The organism is Massilia oculi, assembly GCF_017582745.1.
In the GTDB taxonomy this organism is placed as follows: domain Bacteria; phylum Pseudomonadota; class Gammaproteobacteria; order Burkholderiales; family Burkholderiaceae_D; genus Telluria; species Telluria oculi_A.
This window is the reverse complement of record NZ_JAFVIM010000005.1, coordinates 282,539-299,194: the sequence shown is the minus strand read 5'-3', so window position 1 is coordinate 299,194 and position 16,656 is coordinate 282,539. Positions and strand designations below refer to the sequence as shown.

15 protein-coding genes and 1 pseudogene are annotated in these 16,656 nt (G+C 69.5%); 9 read left to right on the top strand and 7 right to left on the bottom strand.

Going from position 1 to position 16,656, the window contains the following annotated elements; translation table 11 throughout:
- Positions 1 to 3,198 carry a hybrid sensor histidine kinase/response regulator gene (locus J3U95_RS08660; RefSeq protein WP_208278203.1) on the bottom strand — a complete coding sequence of 1,066 codons (3,198 nt, stop codon included), beginning with the start codon at positions 3,196 to 3,198 and terminating at the stop codon, positions 1 to 3.
- A gap of 108 nt (positions 3,199 to 3,306) precedes the next feature.
- Between J3U95_RS08660 and J3U95_RS08655 the strand changes: the two genes are divergently transcribed.
- Complete coding sequence (locus J3U95_RS08655) at positions 3,307 to 3,996, top strand: SOS response-associated peptidase family protein (RefSeq protein WP_208278202.1); 690 nt, start codon at positions 3,307 to 3,309, stop codon at positions 3,994 to 3,996.
- On the opposite strand, the gene alr is transcribed toward J3U95_RS08655, so the two are convergent.
- On the bottom strand, positions 3,993 to 5,117 hold the full coding sequence (gene alr, locus J3U95_RS08650; RefSeq protein WP_208278200.1) for an alanine racemase: 1,125 nt from the start codon (positions 5,115 to 5,117) through the stop codon (positions 3,993 to 3,995). The two genes, J3U95_RS08655 and alr, sit on opposite strands and share 4 nt — an antisense overlap.
- 4 nt (positions 5,118 to 5,121) lie before the next feature.
- Entirely contained in the window at positions 5,122 to 6,414 is a 1,293-nt protein-coding gene (locus J3U95_RS08645) for a D-amino acid dehydrogenase (protein WP_208278199.1), read from the bottom strand.
- 108 nt (positions 6,415 to 6,522) lie between these two features.
- On the opposite strand from J3U95_RS08645, the gene J3U95_RS08640 reads away from it, so the two are divergent.
- Entirely contained in the window at positions 6,523 to 7,008 is a 486-nt protein-coding gene (locus J3U95_RS08640) for an Lrp/AsnC ligand binding domain-containing protein (RefSeq protein WP_005667188.1), read from the top strand.
- A 79-nt stretch (positions 7,009 to 7,087) separates the two neighbouring features.
- Positions 7,088 to 9,319, top strand: a complete 2,232-nt coding sequence (locus J3U95_RS08635; protein WP_208278198.1) for a hybrid sensor histidine kinase/response regulator — start codon at positions 7,088 to 7,090, stop codon at positions 9,317 to 9,319.
- A 47-nt stretch (positions 9,320 to 9,366) separates the two neighbouring features.
- Here J3U95_RS08635 and J3U95_RS28295 read toward each other — a convergent pair.
- Positions 9,367 to 9,657 (bottom strand): annotated as a pseudogene (locus J3U95_RS28295) (winged helix-turn-helix domain-containing protein); the annotation flags it as partial.
- A 171-nt stretch (positions 9,658 to 9,828) separates the two neighbouring features.
- Between J3U95_RS28295 and J3U95_RS08630 the strand changes: the two are divergent.
- Positions 9,829 to 10,371, top strand: a complete 543-nt coding sequence (locus tag J3U95_RS08630; protein WP_208278196.1) for a flavin reductase family protein — start codon at positions 9,829 to 9,831, stop codon at positions 10,369 to 10,371.
- Positions 10,372 to 10,374: 3 nt separating this feature from the next.
- Here J3U95_RS08630 and J3U95_RS08625 read toward each other — a convergent pair whose 3' ends face one another.
- Both J3U95_RS08625 and J3U95_RS08620 read right to left on the bottom strand, forming a co-directional pair.
- The gene (locus tag J3U95_RS08625; RefSeq protein ID WP_208278195.1) at positions 10,375 to 10,848 is read right to left on the bottom strand and encodes a hemerythrin domain-containing protein; all 474 of its coding nucleotides are present in this window, start codon (positions 10,846 to 10,848) and stop codon (positions 10,375 to 10,377) included.
- Positions 10,849 to 10,878: 30 nt separating this feature from the next.
- Entirely contained in the window at positions 10,879 to 11,718 is an 840-nt protein-coding gene (locus J3U95_RS08620) for a universal stress protein (protein ID WP_208278194.1), read from the bottom strand.
- A gap of 361 nt (positions 11,719 to 12,079) precedes the next feature.
- Between J3U95_RS08620 and J3U95_RS08615 the strand changes: the two genes are divergently transcribed.
- From J3U95_RS08615 to J3U95_RS08600, 4 genes are all read left to right on the top strand, one after another.
- Positions 12,080 to 12,379 carry a hypothetical protein gene (locus J3U95_RS08615; RefSeq protein WP_208278193.1) on the top strand — a complete coding sequence of 100 codons (300 nt, stop codon included), beginning with the start codon at positions 12,080 to 12,082 and terminating at the stop codon, positions 12,377 to 12,379.
- A gap of 35 nt (positions 12,380 to 12,414) precedes the next feature.
- A complete protein-coding gene (locus J3U95_RS08610) occupies positions 12,415 to 12,660 on the top strand; it encodes a ThuA domain-containing protein (protein ID WP_208278191.1) in 246 nt (81 codons plus the stop codon).
- 128 nt (positions 12,661 to 12,788) lie between these two features.
- The gene (locus tag J3U95_RS08605; RefSeq protein WP_208278190.1) at positions 12,789 to 14,006 is read left to right on the top strand and encodes a hypothetical protein; all 1,218 of its coding nucleotides are present in this window, start codon (positions 12,789 to 12,791) and stop codon (positions 14,004 to 14,006) included.
- A gap of 17 nt (positions 14,007 to 14,023) precedes the next feature.
- Positions 14,024 to 14,815 carry an N-acetylmuramidase domain-containing protein gene (locus J3U95_RS08600; RefSeq protein ID WP_208278189.1) on the top strand — a complete coding sequence of 264 codons (792 nt, stop codon included), beginning with the start codon at positions 14,024 to 14,026 and terminating at the stop codon, positions 14,813 to 14,815.
- Here J3U95_RS08600 and J3U95_RS08595 read toward each other — a convergent pair.
- Entirely contained in the window at positions 14,812 to 15,207 is a 396-nt protein-coding gene (locus J3U95_RS08595; RefSeq protein ID WP_208278188.1) for an MAPEG family protein, read from the bottom strand. The genes J3U95_RS08600 and J3U95_RS08595 overlap by 4 nt on opposite strands.
- A gap of 224 nt (positions 15,208 to 15,431) precedes the next feature.
- Here J3U95_RS08595 and J3U95_RS08590 point away from each other — a divergent pair, with 224 nt between their 5' ends.
- Positions 15,432 to 16,646 (top strand): efflux RND transporter periplasmic adaptor subunit, encoded by a 1,215-nt coding sequence (locus J3U95_RS08590; RefSeq protein ID WP_208278187.1) that lies wholly within the window; start codon positions 15,432 to 15,434, stop codon positions 16,644 to 16,646.
- Positions 16,647 to 16,656 lie beyond the last annotated feature (10 nt).

Sequence of the window (16,656 nt, the reverse complement as noted above, 5' to 3'; positions counted from 1 at the left end):
TCAGGCCAGCTTGTCCAGCAGCGCCTCCAGCTGCCCGGCGTCGTAGGGCTTCGGCAACAGCGCATCCGCCGCATCCGATGCGTGGCTGGCCCCGCTCATGAAGGCGATCCGCGCGCGCGGCAGCTTTTCCCTCACCAGCCGCGCCAGCGCCTCGCCGCCCAGCCCCGGCAACTGGAGGTCGGTCAGCACGATGTCCGGCCGCCGCTCCAGCAGCGCCAGCGCGGCTTCGGCGCTGGCCGCTTCCAGCACCTCATAGCCCATGATGCGCATCAGTTCCGCGGTGTTCTCGCGGATGTCGTCCTCGTCTTCCACCAGCAGCACGCGCACCTTCGAGCCGGCCGGCGCGGCGGCGCCGGGCGATGGCTGCAGGGCCGCGTTCTTCTGCTGCTGGTTGGCCAGCACGTGGCGGACCTTGCGCGCCAGCGCGTCGCGCGTATACGGCTTGCCGAGCAGTTCGACGCCCGGGTCGAGGCGGCCGCCGTGCACGATCGCGTTCTCGGTATAGCCCGAGGTGAACAGCACCGCGACGTTCGGCAGGCGCTCGCGCGCCTTCCTGGCCAGCTCCGGGCTGCGCAAGGGGCCGGGCATGACCACGTCGGTGAACAGCAGGTCGACGTGGATGCCGCTGTCGATCACGGTCAGGGCCGAGGCGGCGTCGTTGGCGCGCAGCACCCGGTAGCCCAGGTCGGCCAGCATGTCGACCACGGTCAGGCGCACCTGCTCGTCGTCCTCGACCACCAGCACGGTCTCGTGGCCGCCGGTGGCCGGCTGCGCCAGCTGCTCGCCGGCGTGGTCCTCGGCCTGCAGCGAGCGCGGCAGGTAGATCTTGACCGTGGTGCCTTCGCCGACCTCGCTGTAGATCTTGACGTGGCCGCCGGATTGCTTGACCAGGCCGTACACCATCGACAGCCCGAGACCCGTGCCCTTGCCCTCGGGCTTGGTCGAGAAGAAGGGCTCGAAGGCCTGGTCGATGACTTCCTGCGGCATGCCGCTGCCGGTATCGCTGACGGCCAGCAGCACGTACTGGCCGGGGGCGACTTCGGGGTGGGTGGCGCAGTAGCCGGCGTCCAGCGCGGCGTTGGCGACTTCGAGGGTCAGCTTGCCGGCGCCGTCCATGGCATCGCGCGCATTGATCGCCAGGTTCAGGATCGCGTTCTCGAGCTGGGCCGGGTCGACTTCGGTGGTCCACAGGCCGCCCGAGATCACCATCTCGACGTCGATCTCCTCGCCCAGGGAACGCCGCATCATGTCTTCCATGCTGCCCAGCAGGCGCCCGATCTTGACCGCCTTCGGCTCGAGCGGCTGGCGGCGCGCGAACGACAGCAGGGAGCTGGCCAGCTTGGCGCCGCGCTCGACGCCGCTCATGGCGTTCTCGACGCGCTTCCTGATCTCGGGCAGGCCGTCGGCGCGGCGCGCGATCAGTTGCAGGTTGCCGCCGATGACTTGCAGCAGATTGTTGAAGTCGTGCGCAACGCCACCGGTCAGCTTGCCGATGGTTTCCATCTTCTGCGCCTGCTGCAGCGCGGCCTCGGTGCGCCGCATGGCTTCCATCTGGGCCAGGTCGGTGCTGATGTCGCGGCCGACCGCGTGGATGTACTGGTCGTCGGGCGAGGCGGTCCAGGACAGGTGGCACCAGCTGCCGTTCTTGCGGCGCCAGCGATTTTCGAAGCGGAACACCTGGCCCCCGAGGCGCAGCGCCTCGATCTGGGTCGCGGTCGGCGCGCGGTCGTCTGGATGCACCAGCTCGAGCAGCGAGGTGGCCAGCACCTCGGCCTCGGTCCAGCCCAGGATCGAAGTGAACGCCGGATTCACCGCGAACAGGGCGCCCTGCAGGTCGGCCACCAGCATGATGTCTTTCGACAGTCGCCACATGCGGTCGCGCTCGGCCGTGCGGCGCTCGACCCGTTCCTCGAGCGTGGCGTTGACGGCGGCCAGCGCCTCGCTGGCGCGCTTCTGTTCCTCGATGTCGATGCTGCTGCCGATCCACAGCACGCCGTCGCCGGCCTCGCCCGGCGAGCGCCGCGCGCGCACCAGGTGCCAGCGGTATTCGCCGTCGTGGCGGCGCAGCCGGATCTCGGCGTCGAGCGGGGCGCCGGAGGCGACGCTGGCGTCCCACAGCGCGCGGTAGCGGGCTTCGTCGTCCGGATGCAGCAGCGGGCCCCAGCCATGGCCCAGCATGGCCAGGGGAGCGGCGCCGGCGCTGGCATATTCATGCACACGGTCGTTGATCCATTCGACGCTGCCGTCCTCGCGCGCGGCCCACACGTGGTTGGGCATGGCCTGGGCGAAGGTGCGTAAGCGCGCCTCGCTGGAACGCAGCGCGCGCTCGGCGGTCACCCGTTCGGTGACGTCGTTGCCCTCCACGAAGGTGGCGAACACGGCGCCGTTCGTGTCCCGCAACGGCTGCAGCAGGAAGTCGATGAAAAAATGCACCGGCGCGTCCAGGCCGGGATTGCGCAGCGTGAGTTCGACGCCCTCGGCGCGGAAGGTCGTGCCTTCGGCGAAGCAGCGGTCGAGCACCTCGACGATGCCGTGTTCGGCCAGCTCCGGCACCGCCTGCGCCACCGGCATGCCGAGCAGCGGACGGTGGCCGGTCAGCGCGCGGTAGGCGTCGTTGGCCAGGGCGTAGCGGTGCTCGCGGCCCTCCAGCAGGCAGATGAAGCCGGGCGCCTGCTCGAACATCGTGTTCAGGCGCTCGCGCTCGGCGCGCACGTGGCGCTCGGCCTTGACCTTGCTCGAGGTCTCCACCACCACCGACATCACGCCGGCGATGCGGCCTTCCTGGTCGCGGATCGGCGAATAATCGAGGTTCATCCAGACCGGCTCCGGCTGGCCGCTGCGGTGCAGGGTCAGTTCCTGGTCCTGGTAGCTGAGGGTGCCGCCCGCCAGGCCCACCTTCATCACATTGTCGTTGAAGTCGGCCACCTCGGGCCAGCCTTCGCGCACCTTCGAGCCGAGCAGCACCGGGTGGCGCCCGCCGGCGAACACCCGGTAGGCGTCGTTGTAGATCATGTAGCCATCCTCACCCCACAGGGTGACGATCGGCGCCGGGGTGGCCATGATCAGGGCCACCGTGGTCTTGAGCACGGTTGGCCAGCCTTCGATGGGGCCCAGGCTCGTGGTGTCCCAGGGGAAGGCAAGAATCAGTCGCGATGTCTCGTCAGTGGCGGGCAGGAAGGGAAGGCTGGCTGGCGGCATCGGTGCGAATGCTAAAAAGTGAACGATGCATTTTACACTTCAGTTACCATGGGGACGCCACGTTCGCCGCCGCTGTTATTATTCGGCAACATCTTCCAGGTATTTTTCATGTGCGTTAATTATCGTCCTCCGACACCCGAGCAGTTCAACGGCCGCATTGGCGCCTTCAGCATCCTGCCGCGCGACTGGCACTGGCCCGAGGAAACCTGGAAGGATTACGCGGCGCCGATCCTGCGCGCGGCGCCCGGCTTGCCGCTGGACGCCTGCGTGGCCAGCTATGGCATGGTGCCGCGGCGCCACATCCCGCCCGAGGTCAAGCCCTTCGACACCATGAATGCGCGTGCCGAATCGCTGCTCGAGCGGCGCTCGTTCGCCCCGGCCTGGCGCCGCCTGCAGCTGTGCGCGGTGCCGATGCTGTGGTTCTACGAGCCGTGCTACGAGAGCGGGCGCGCCGAGCGCACCGCGATCGGCATGGCCGATGACGCGATGTTCTGGGTGGCGGGGCTGTGGCGCGAGTGGCAGGAGGCCGACGGAGCCATGGCGACCGCCTTCACCCAGATCACCATCAACGCCGACGACCATCCGCTGATGCGGCGCATGCACAAGCCGGGCGACGAGAAGCGCTCGCTGGTGCTGCTGGCGCAGGAGGAAGTGGGGGACTGGCTGGCCTGCCGCGATACGGACGTCGCGCGCAGCTTCCTGCGGCATTATCCGGCCGAGGCCATGAAAGCGTGGCCGGCGCCGCTGGCGCCAAAGCGCGCCGCGCCGCCGCCATCGCCGAATATGGAGTTGTTCTAGCCGCCCACGTAGCGGCGGTGGAAGCGTGCACCCAGGCGGGTCAGCACTTCGTAGCCGATGGTGCCGGCCTGGCTCGCGACGTCGTCCACCGTCTGCTGCGGGCAAAGGAGGTCGACTGTCCGGCCGGGCGCGATCCGCGGTTCGGGGATGCCGGTGACGTCGAGCGTGATGCTGTCCATCGATACGGTGCCGGCGAAGGGCACGGCCACGCCGTCGACGAAGGCTTGCGAACGGCCGGTGAGGGCGCGCAGCCAGCCGTCGGCATAGCCGATGGCGATGGTGGCGATGCGGCGCTCTCCCGGCGCCACATAGCGCGCGCCATAGCCGACGATGTCGCCGGCGGCCACGGTGCGCAGCTGCACCACGCGCGCCGCCAGCGACACCGCCTGCGCCAGCGGATTGGCGTGCCCCGGCTGTGGATTGATGCCGTACAGCGCGCAGCCCGGGCGCAGCAGGTCGAAGTGCCAGGCGCCGCCCAGGAACACGCCCGAGGAATTGGCCAGGCTGGCCGGCATGCCGGGGAACAGCGCGCGCACTTCTTCGAAGCGCTGGCGCTGGCGCTCGTTGAGCGGGTGCGCCGGCTCGTCGGCGCAGGCCAGGTGGCTCATCACCAGGCGCAGGTCGATGCCCCTCAGCCAGTCAGGATCCTGGCGCAGCCGGTCGAGGTCAAGCGGGGCCATGCCCATGCGCGACATGCCGGTGTCGACCTGCAGCGCGGCCGGAAGGTCTCGCCCGAGCCCGCGCGCCAGCGCGCGCCATTCGGCCACCTGGCCGGGATCGTTCAGCACCGGCACCAGGTCGTGCAGCAGGCAGTCGCGCGCCGCGCCCGGCATGGCGCCGTGCATCACATGGATCGAGCAATCCTCGGGCACGAGCTGGCGCAGGCGGATGCCTTCGTCGAGGTGGGCCACGAAGAAGCTGCGGCAGCCTTCGCGCACCAGCGCTTGCGCGACCTTGTCCATGCCGAGCCCGTAGGCGTCCGCCTTCAGCACGGCCGCGCAGGCGGCCTGCGCGGCCTTGGTCCGGCCACGTTCGCGCAGCAGGCGATAATTGGCGCGCACCGCGTCCAGGTCGATCGTGAGGATGGCCCCGGCGCGGGCGCAGCTTGCCTGGTCGCTCATGGCGTCAAGCCTGCGCCAGCTTGCCGCCGGCGGCGGCGCCGCTGCTGCCCGCGTAGCGGAACACGGCCAGGTCGTCGGCGCGGATCGACGGCGCCTTGCCGCCCACCAGGTCGGCAATCACGCTGGCCGAGCCGGCCGCCATGGTCCAGCCCAGGGTGCCGTGGCCGGTGTTCAGGAACAGGTTGCGCAGTGGCGTCGCGCCGACCACCGGGGTACTGTCCGGCGTCATCGGGCGCAGGCCGGTCCAGAAGCTGGCCCGGGCGGTGTCGCCCGCGCCCGGGAACAGGTCGTTGACGACCAGCTCCAGGGTTTCACGGCGGCGCGGGTTGAGGTCGAGGTTGTAGCCGGAGAGCTCGGCCATGCCGCCGACGCGGATGCGGTCGTCGAAGCGGGTCACGGCGATCTTGTAGGTTTCGTCGAGGATGGTCGACACCGGGGCGCGGGCGGCGTCCGTGATCGGCACGGTCAGCGAATAGCCCTTCATCGGATAGACCGGCAGCGGGAACCAGCGCTGCAGCAGCAGGCGCGAGTAGCTGCCCAGAGCGAGAACATAGCGGTCGGCCTTGAACTCGCCCTTGTCGGTCATGACGGAGACGATCTCGCCGCCCGCTTCATTCAGATAACGGATCGCGGTGTCGAATTCGAAGCGCACGCCCAGGTCGCGCGCCATGGCGGTGAGGCGGGTGGTGAACAGCTGGCAGTCGCCGGTTTCGTCGTTCGGCAGGCGCAGGCCGCCGACCAGCTTGTCGGCCACGTTGGCCAGCGCCGGTTCGGCCGTGGCCAGCTGCGCGCCCTCCAGCACTTCATAGGCGACGCCGGCGTCGCGCAGCACCTCGATGTCCTTGGCCGCGCCGTCGAACTGCTGGCGGGTGCGGAACAGCTGCACCGTGCCCTGCTGGCGGCCTTCGTAGGCGATGCCGGTGTCGCGCCGCAGCGCGCGCATGCAGTCGCGGCTGTACTCGGCCAGGCGCACCATGCGCTCCTTGTTGACGGCGTAGCGGGCCGGGTCGCAGTTGCGGTACATCTCCCACATCCAGGCAAGCTGGAACAGCGAGCCGTCGGGCCGGATCGCCAGCGGCGCGTGGCGCTGGAACAGCCATTTGGCGGCCTTCAGCGGAATGCCGGGCGCGGCCCAGGGCGAGGCATAGCCGGGCGAGATCTGGCCGGCATTGGCGAAACTGGTCTCGAGGGCCGGACCGGGCTGGCGGTCGATGACCGTGACCTCGTGGCCGGCCTGCGCCAGGTAATACGCGGTGGTGACGCCGACCACGCCGCTGCCCAATACGATGACTCGCATACATTCCTCGAAAGCTGAATCCAGAAAAGGTTGCCATCGTAGCGCGGGTAAGGGGATAATTGTTTCTGTTAATACGTCATTTTTCAGAAAATATTCTGGATTGGAGCCATGCGCGTACAAAAAGCCTCGAACCGCATCCTGGACCGGATCGACCTGCACATCCTGTCCATCCTGCAGCAGGATGCGCGGATCGTGATGAAGGACCTGGCCGAGCAGGTCGGGCTGTCGCTCACGCCCTGCATCGAGCGGGTCAAGCGCATGGAGCGCGACGGCGTCATCCAGGGCTACTACGCGCGCATCAATCCGCAGGCGCTGGGCATGCAGATCCTGGTGTTTGTCGAGATCAACCTGCATCAGAAATCCGACAAGGCCTTCGAACGCTTCCGGCGCGCGATGCTGGCCATTCCCGAAGTGATGGAATGCCACCTGGTGTCGGGGGACTTCGACTACCTGATCAAGGCGCGCATCCCCGAGATGTCCGAATACCGGCGCCTGCTGGGCGAGATCCTGCACGTGGCCGACGCCGGCCAGTCGAAGAGCTATGTGGTGATGGAAGAGCTGAAGGAAACCCTGGCGCTGTCGATTCCGCGCTGATCATCATCGTCGATCCCGCAAAAACCGCAACGATGTCGCCGGCTCATCCTATAATGGATGTTTCCCTTCTGGAATTCCCATGCGCGCCGTTGCCGGACCCGTCCTGTCCCTTCGACACCTCCTGATCCTGCTGACCGCGATCGGCCTGCTGCCGCTCGTCCTGCTGGGCGTCTGGACCATCCACGGCGCCGGCCTGTACCTGGAGCAGGAGCAGGAAAGGATGATGGTCGGCCATGCGCGCGCGCTGTCGAGCGCCGTCGACGCCGAGCTGGACGCCACCGTGGCCGCCCTGAGCGGCATCGCCAAGAGTCCCCAGCTCGCGAGCGGCGACCTGCGCGCCTTCCACGAGACCGCCAGCCGCCTGTCGCGCGCCGACTGGCTGGGGGTGGTGCTCAGCGACGCCGACGGCCAGCCCCTGTTTCGCACCATGGCCCCGTACGGGGCGCCGCCAGCGCGCGTCGCCGACCCGGACAGCCTGCACCAGGCGATGGAGGAGCGCCGCCCGATGGCCGGCCGCGTCGCGCGCGGGCAGGGCGGACGCCCGGCGGTGCCGGTGCGGATCCCGATCACCGGACCGGATGGACAGCCCTGGGTGCTGACCGCCGTGGTCCAGCCGGACCGCTTCCTGGACGTGATCGCGCGCCAGAGGATTCCCGCCGATTCCGTGATCGCCGTGATGGATGGCGGCGGCGCGCTGGTGGCGCGCTCGCGCGACCAGGAGCACACCGTGGTCGGCGCGCCCAGCGCCTCGCTGGCGGCACTGATGCGCAGCGGTGGGCCGGAAGGTGTGGGCGCCACCAGCACGCTCGAGGGCGACCAGGTGATCAGCGCCTACACCACCTCGCCGCGCTATGGCTGGGTGGTGGCAGTGGGCGCGCCCAGCGCCGGCTTCGGGGTCGCCTTCTTCCAGCGCTTCGCGGTCTACGTGCTGGGCGCCTGGGTGGTGCTGAGCGCCTGCATTGCGCTGGCCTCCTGGCTCTCCGGCCGCATCGTGCGCCGGATCGAGAGCGTGCAGGCCGGCGCCGCCGCCCTGGGCAGCGCGCGCAAGGTGCGGGTGGCGCCGTCGCGGATCAAGGAAATCCGCGAGATGGGCCAGGCACTGGAGGCCGCGGCCAGCCGGCGCGCCGCGCAGGAAGAGGAGCGTTCGCGCCTGCTGGCGTCGCTCGAGGAAGCGCTGGCCCAAGCGCGCCAGGCCGGGCAGGCCAAGGACGCCTTCCTGGCCATGCTGGGCCACGAGCTGCGCAATCCGCTCAGCCCGATCCTGACCTCGCTCGACCTGATGGACCTGCGCAACGAACCAGGCAGCCAGCGCGAGCGCGCCGTCATGCGGCGCCAGGTGACCCACCTGCGGCGCCTGGTCGACGACCTGCTGGACGTATCGCGCATCGCCTCCGGCAAGCTGGCGATCGAGACCCGTCCGCTGAACCTGGCCGAACTGGCGCGCCACGCGGTAGCGGCCCTGCCGGGAGAACCCGTCGCCCTGGAGGCGCCCCCGGAGGTCTGGGTCATCGGCGACGAGACCCGCCTGGCGCAGGTGCTGGGCAACCTGCTGTCGAACGCGGCCCGCTTCGGCAGCAGCGACACCCGCGTCAGCCTGGCGGTCGTCGCCGGCGAGGCGGTGCTGGGCGTGAGCGACAACGGCGCCGGCATGGCGCCTGAACTGCTGGCGCGCGTGTTCGAGCCGTTCTACCAGGCGCCGCAGCCGCTGGCGCGGCGCACCGGCGGCCTCGGGCTCGGCCTGGCGATCGTGCGCGAGATCGCCCAGCTGCATGGCGGCCGGGTGGCGGCCTATAGTGACGGGCCGGGCGCCGGCAGCCGCTTCGAGGTGATCCTGCCGCTCGGCGCGCCGAGCGCGGCCAGCGAGCCGGGCCCGCTGGCGCCGGCGGCGGAGGGACGCCGCATCCTGCTGGTCGACGACAACGAAGATGCGGCCGCGGCCAGCGCGCTGCTGCTGCGCCACCTGGGCCATGCGGTGCGGGTCGCCCACAGCGCGGCCCAGGCGCGCGCGCTGGCCCTGGCCGAGCCGCCCGAGGTGGCGATCCTCGACATCGGCCTGCCCGACATGGATGGCTACGCGCTGGCCGCGGCCTTGCGCGCCGATGCGGGCATACCGGCTGCGGGCATACCGGCTGCGGGCGTCCCGGCTGCGGGCGCATCGGCCGCCGGCGCCGCGCTGCGGCTGGTGGCGCTGACCGGATACGGCCAGCAGGCCGACGTCGCGCGCGCGCTGGCGGCCGGCTTCGACGTGCACCTGACCAAACCGGCGACCATCGAGGCGCTGCAGGAAGCGGTGGCGCCGGCCGGAGCCTGAGCATCGGGGGCAAGCTGCGGAGCTGGCAGCGCGGTGAAGGCGTAGCCGCGCCCGGCCACGTTCACGATCGCGCTGCCGGCGTCGCCCAGCAGCTTGCGCAGTGCCGCGATCTGCACCCGCAGGTTCGCCTCGACCACCACCCGGTGCGGCCACACCCCGGCCATCAGCGCGCGGTTGCTCAAGATGTCGCCGGGTCGGGAGGCCAGCAGCACCAGCAGATCGTAGGCGCGCGCGCCGATCGGCAGCGGACGGCCGGCGCGCAGCAGCAGGCGCTCGGCGAGCAGCAGTTCGAAGTCGAGGAAGGCGATCCTGGTGGTGGCGGGTGGGCCGGAATCCATGGCAAGCCTCGTATCTGGTGGTGGCGGGTCGGGTCGTATCCCGTCGCATTGTCCGCCCCCGGGGCTTGCCTTCGCTAGAATTTTTCTGCTGTCGCGTGCGACCGCTGCAGGCGTACGGCGGACGCTTGCGGGCAGGACCATAATAGGGACTGGCTCACGACGGGAGGAAGGATGGCACGCAAGCACGACCTGCCGCTGCACGAGGTGCGGCGTTACCTGGAACCGGGACCGGTGGTGCTGGTGACCTCATGCCACGCCGGCGAACGGGATGTGATGGTGATGGGGTGGCACACGGTGATGGAATTCAGTCCGTCGCTGATCGGTTGCGTGATCTCGTCCGCCAACCACAGCCACGGCCTGATCCGCGCCAGCGGCGAATGCGTGATCAACCTGCCGACGACGCGCCAGCTCGAGGCGGTGCTGGGCGTCGGCTCGACCACCGGCGCCGAGATCGACAAGTTCGCGGCCTTCGGCCTCACGCCGGAGGCCAGCGAGCAGGTGGCGGCGCCGTCGATCCGCGAGTGTCACGCCCAGTTCGAATGCCGGCTGCACGACGACAGCCTGGTCGGGCGCTACGATTTCTTCATCTGGGAAGTGGTGGCGGCGCGCGTCGCCGCGCGGCCGCGCCATCCCGAGACCCTGCACTACAAGGGAGATGGCACGTTCATGGTGTCGGGCAAGGTGATCCGGCGCCAGCGCGCGGGCCTGAAATGACCTTCAATGGTGGCGCGAGCGCCAGCCCGCGTGCCCGGCGCCATGCAGCAGGATGCGCGGCACCCGCCCGCCGGGGCGGCCGGTCGGCGCATGCGGCGCCGTGGCCAGCGCCAGGTCGGTGCTGATCCGGTGCAGCGACAGCAGGTCGAGCAGCGCCGCCACCAACTGGCGGCCGAGCGTGACGTCGCCATCCTCGACCAGTGGCATGGCGCGGTGCAGGGCGGCAAGGATGGTGGCGTTTTCGGCGCGGTGCTCGTGCAGGCGTTCGTAGTCGAGCGATTCCATCACCAGTTCCTCGTGGCGGAACCCGACCTCGACGGCGGTGACGACGGCCGGGAAGGCGTGCACGAAGCGGTCATCCGGCGTGCAGGTGCTGTCGGCCGTGTCGGCCAGGCGGGCGCACAGGTGGCGGCGGGCATGGCGGATCGCGGCGCCGATGGCGCCGGCGCTGCCTCCTGGATAGTGGTGAAAAGTCATGGCGGAAATAGTGGCAAGTAGGGTCGGGATTCAATGGGCGATGAGAAGCGGCGCCGGCGCGTGGTCGAGCACGTCGCGCGTGACGCCGCCGAGGATCCATTCGCGGTAGCGGCTGTGGCCGAAGGCGCCGGTGACCATCAGCCCGGCGTGGCAGTCGCGCGCCATGTCCATCAGGGCCTCGCCCTCGGTGGCGCGGGTATGCGCGACGGCGACGTCGACCTTCAGACCGTGGCGCGCCAGGTAGTGCGCCATGTCGGCCCCGGGTTCGTCGCCGTGCAGGCCGGATTGCAGGTCGGGGTTGACCAGCGCCAGGTGCACGGTGCCGGCCTGGGCCAGCAGGGGCAGGGCAGCGTTGATCGCGCGCTGGGCCGGCATGCTGCCGTCCCAGCCGACCAGCGCGTCGCCGGGGATCGGCTTGCCGTGGTAGCTGTCGGGGACCACCAGCACCGGACGGGCGCCATGCAGGGCGAGGTATTGGGGCAGGCCGCGTTCGGTGGTGGCGCGGTGGGCGCCCCGGCCATTATCCTGGCTGACCACGACCAGATCCGCATAGCGCGCCTGCAACAGCAGGCCGTCGCGGTCGGCGTCCTCGACCATGCGCGGCTCGGCGCCGTGGATGCCGAGGCGCTCGGCCTGGGCCACGAAATCGTCGAGCACGACCGTGACGGCGTCGCGCAAGTCCTGGAATTCGCGGTTGGAGACCGGCATGGCCATCGAGCCGTTGAGCACCGCATAACTGGTCATCGACAGCCCGGTGGCGGCGCTGCCGACCAGGTGGGCGCCGTGTGCGCCGGCGAGCAGCGCGGCAGCGCGCAGGCGGCTTTCCTGGCAGGGGCCGCCGTCGACATGGACGAGTATGGTCTTGAGCATGGTGATCACTCCGTTCGAACGCGAGACTGGAACGTGGCGCACGGCGTTTCACTATACGCCGCGCAAGGGAGCATGTCAGGCGCACGGTTGATCGCGATCAAACTGGGGTGAAATATCGCGGCGTCCTGTGCTGGAATGGTTTTGTTGACAAGCAAGAAGTGAAGGATTAGCGTTGACCGCCTCGCCACCATGACTGCCTACGCCGATGATCTGTCCGCTTGTCACTTTCGTGCTCGCCTGCACGCTCGCCTTCGCATCCCAGGCCCAGGCCGCCCAGTTCAACGAGAAAAGCGAGGGTCAGGTCTGACTTTCGGACACGAGCTCAGCCTTTAAGCACGTTTGTTGTCGAGGCCGTGTCTAAATGTCAGACCTGACCCCGCTGCTGACCCCGCTGCTAATGTCAGACCTGACCGCGCTGCTCGTGACCCCGCTGCTCGTGACCCGCTGCTCGCGAACAGAAACTTCTGTTGACGAGACAATTTCGGGAACTATCTCTTGTCTCGGCCCTCTTACAACTATCGGCGGCTGCATCTGGTTGCCGGTGAAGCTGTTGGCGGTGAGTTCCACCGTCCCTGCCTGTGGAGGAGAAGGCGCTGGCCTGGCATGTACATTGTCAGGTGAAACCATCTCCGGTGAAGCAGGAATTCAACAGGAAAGTTAACTACGGTTAGCTTTGCGTAAGTTTGAAAGAACGGCATGGGCGCCTTCCACCCGATCAGCTGGTACCAGTACTATGACGGTGGCCGCGCCTTCTACACCGCGATGGGCCATATGGCGGCGACCTATCGCGATCCGGTCTTCCTGCATCACCTGTATGGCGGGATCTACTGGGCGGCGACTGGGTGCGGCATCGGCGCCGGCCAGGCCGGGCCAGGCGCGGCGGGCGAACCAAATCGGGTTCGGGCGATCCTAAGAAGCACGGGTGGTCCGCGGAGGCGATGATGTACAGAGGAAACCGGAGCCGCGCTTTTTCCGTCCTGCTCCTGCTGCTGTGTCTGGCTACGGCCATCGCCTACCTCGTCGAGCCGCATCTCGTTGCGCTCCTTACCGGCGCCGCCGATGGCGCCGCGGTGCGCGAATCTCCCGCGCCTCACGCCTATAAGCTCTTGCTGCTGGCCACCATTACCTGCGCCGCCGGCTGGTTCATCCACGCCTTCACCGGCGATCCGCTGGCGCGGCGCCGCGAACAGGTCAGGTTCGCCTATTTCTTCGTGATCGCTTCCTTCGCGGTCCTGATGACTCCACCCTTCGTGAAGAGCCAGGCGCTTGGCAGCGAGCCGCTCGGCATCGTGTCCGGTTGCGTCGCGGATGCCGACGCGGCGGCCCAGCTGCGCTGCGATCCGGAGGGGCGGCCCGTCCCCAGGACGGGTGCGCAGGTGGAGGAGGGCCGCCCGTCCGCTGCTGCGAGCGCGGCCGACACCGCGACGGTTCCCCGGCCCGCCCATAACCAATGGCTCGTCAACATCGGCGGCGCCCTGCGCGCCCAGTCCGAACTGCCTTGTACGTCGAGCTCGCCCGAGGCATGCCTGCTCGGCTCGCCGGGCAACCGGGTCGACATCACGGGCGGCCTGGTGGTGCCGTTGCCCTTCGTGATCGTGGCCCTGTTCGGCGGGGCCGTCAGCCTGTCGCGGCGCGTGCCCGAGATCCAGAAGCGCTCCGAACGGGGATTCGTGGGAACCGAGGCCGAACCGGCGATCGATGCGCGCCAGGGGCGAGAGGAGCTGGTGTTCCAGATCATGCAGTTCGCGTCGGCCCCGCTGATCGCGATCACGGCCTACCAGGTGCTCGACCCCGCGAGCCAGGCCGGCGCCGTGGCGCTCGCCTTCCTGGCCGGCTTCGGCTCGGAAACCATCCTCCTGATGATCCGTGGCGTCGCCAACGGTCTCCCCCCCCGGAACGCGCCACCGCACAGTCCGGCCGCGGCGCCGGCCCCGCTTGCCGGCCAGGGTGGCGCACTGGCGCTGGCAACCCTGGCGCCAGGCGTGGGTGACGCCGGCGTCCCGCCCCTGCGCCTGGGTCTCCAGTCGGGGGATGTTTCGTCCGTCGAGCCGGTGCACATCCGCCTGTGTGTCGACGACGACCTGGAAGCAGGGTCGGCGGCCCTGAGCGTGGATGGCATGCGGGTGGGCGTCCCGGGCGACGGCTGCGTGGAACTCGCTCTCGCGCCCGGGCGGCCATACCGGGTCGAGGCGCACGGCCGGCGCGCCGGGCGCGAGGTCCACGGTGCGCAGACGCTCATCGTGGACGCCGACGATGACGCCCGGCCCTTGCAGCTGGCGCTGGCCTAGTGTCCAGGGAGACGATCATGACGCCTTTCCAAGGTGCCGCCGCGCCGCTGTCGAGCGCCGGGTTCGAGCGGGCGAAGCAGTCGCTCGAGGCCGACGCCGAGTCGCTGTGGGCCCTGATCACGGTGGAGACCAGCGGCTTCGGCTTCCTGCCGGACCGGCGGCCGAAGATCCTGTTCGAACGCCACGTGTTCCTCCGCCGCACCGGCGGCAGGTACGATGCGCATGCCGACATCAGCGCACCGACGGTCGGCGGCCACCTCGGCGGCGGCGCCGAGTACGGACGCCTGGAGCGGGCCATGCGGCTGGACCGCCAGGCCGCGTTCGACAGCGCCTCGTGGGGACTCGGGCAGGTCATGGGCTACCACGCGACCCATCTCGGTTATCCGAGCACCGAGGAGATGGTGGCGCGCTTTCGCGAGGGCGAAGACGAACAGCCGGCGGCGGCGCAGCGCTTCATCAGCGCCAATCCCCCCTTGCGCCAGGCTTTCGCGCAAAAGAAATGGTCTTGCGTGGCCTTCTTCTACAACGGCGCGGCCTATGCCAGGCATGGCTACGACCGCCGGCTCGAGCACTTCCACGACCTGTACGAGCTCAAGGGAACGCCGAGCATCACGGTGCGCATGGCGCAGGCCTGGCTGACCTATCTCGGCTACCGGCCGCGCGGCATCGACGGCATCCTTGGTCCGGGCACCGAGATGGCCGTGATCGATTTCCAGAAGGCGCGCGGGTTGCCGGTCACGGCCGAGCCGGACGAGGCCACGCTGGAACAGCTGCGGCTGGCCGTCGCCAATGGCGCACAGGCCGGCTAGCCCGCCAGCAGCGCAAACAAAATCAGCACCAGTCCGGCCATCGACACCATCCAGACCAGCGTGCGCAGCACCGGGATGCCGGCCGCGTACAGCGGCACGTAGACGATGCGCGCCAGCAGGTAGAGCCAGCTGCCCCACAGGGTCAGCGTGCCGTGCGTGCCCGAGACGTGGGCGATCAGCACCGCCGCCGCGAACAGCGGCAGGGTCTCGAACAGATTGGCCTGGGCCCGCTGCAGGCGCGCCGTCACCGGGCGTGGCGGCGGCGCGGCGCCGTCGCGCGCGCTGACGTTGTACTTCGCGCCCGTCTCCTGGGTGCGCAGGGTGGACGGCAGCAGGATCTGGACCAGGGCCAGCACCAGGGTCCAGGCCAGCAGGGTGAGTTCGGTGGTCATCAATCTTCCTTTCCGGTCGGGGCGCTTCGCATTCGATCAGGCCTTTCGATCATACGTCAGCGCATGTAAATGCCCGCTCTGCCTGAGGGCATATGACGGATTTGCAGCGCCGACCACGTTAACCTGCTTGCAAGAAAGAGAATGATCGTTTATTCTAAATAAGAGTAAACGTTCATTCACTTTTTCATCCGCCGACTTTCCGGTCGTCTCTCAGAGGTAGTTCAATGCCATCCTTACATCCTCCCGCCAGGCGCGCCCATGCGTCCCTGCTCCTTGGTTCAGCCCTGCTCGGTTCGGCTCTCTTGTCCGGCTGCGGCAAGTCCGGCGCCGACGAGCAGCAAGTGAACCAGGCCCCGCCGCCGCAAGCCGTCACCGTCGTCACCCTGAAGGCCGAGGACGTCACCCTGACGCGCGAACTGGCCGGACGCGCCACGCCGTCGCTGATCGCGGAAGTGCGGCCGCAGGTGAGCGGCATCGTCAAGGGACGCCTGTTCGAGGAGGGTGGTATGGTGAAGGCCGGCCAGCCGCTGTACCAGCTGGCCGACCTCGAGTACGCGGCCGACGCGGCCAGCGCCCGCGCCGCGCTGGCACGCGCCGAGGCGACCCTGCGCCAGGCCGAGCTGAGCGCGCGCCGCTCGGGCGAACTGGTCCAGATCGACGCCGTCAGCCGCCAGGACGACGAGAACGCGCAAGCGGCGCTGGCCCAGGCCCGCGCCGACGCCCAGGCGGCGAAGGCGGCGCTCCAGCGCGCTGAGGTGCTGCTCGGCTATGCCCGCATCGTCTCGCCGATCAGCGGCAATATCGGGCGCTCGAGCGTGACCCAGGGCGCGCTGGTCACCGCCAGCCAGCAGCAGCCGCTGGCCCTGGTGCAGCGGCTCGATCCGATGTACGTCGACGTGACCCAGTCCAGCAGCGAACTGCTCGAGCTGCGCCGCGAGATGGAAGCGGGCACCCTGAAACAGGCGAGCGACCTGCCGGTCAGGATCCTGCTCGAGGATGGCACCGCGTATGCGCGCGAAGGCAAGCTGGCCTTCGCCGACATCACGGTCGACCCGACCACCGGCAGCTATACCCTGCGGGTGACGGTGCCGAACCCGGACGGCGTCCTGCTGCCGGGCATGTACGTGCGGGCGCTGGTGGGCAATGGCGTGCGCAGCGCCGCGGTGCTGGTGCCGCAGCAGGGCGTGGCGCGCGACCCGAAAGGCAATGTGTCGGCCATGGTGGTCGGCAAGGACAACAAGATCGTGCAGCGCCAGCTGGAAGTGAACCGCGCCATCGGCAACCGCTGGCTGGTCGATAAGGGCCTGAACGCCGGCGAGCGCGTCGTGGTCGAGGGCCTGCAGAAGATCGGCCCCGGGGCGACCGTGGCGCCGACCGAGGCGGGCAGCAAGCCCGCTGCCGCCGCCAGCGCCGCTGCCGCGCAGCCGGCGAAGTCGTAAGGGAAGAATC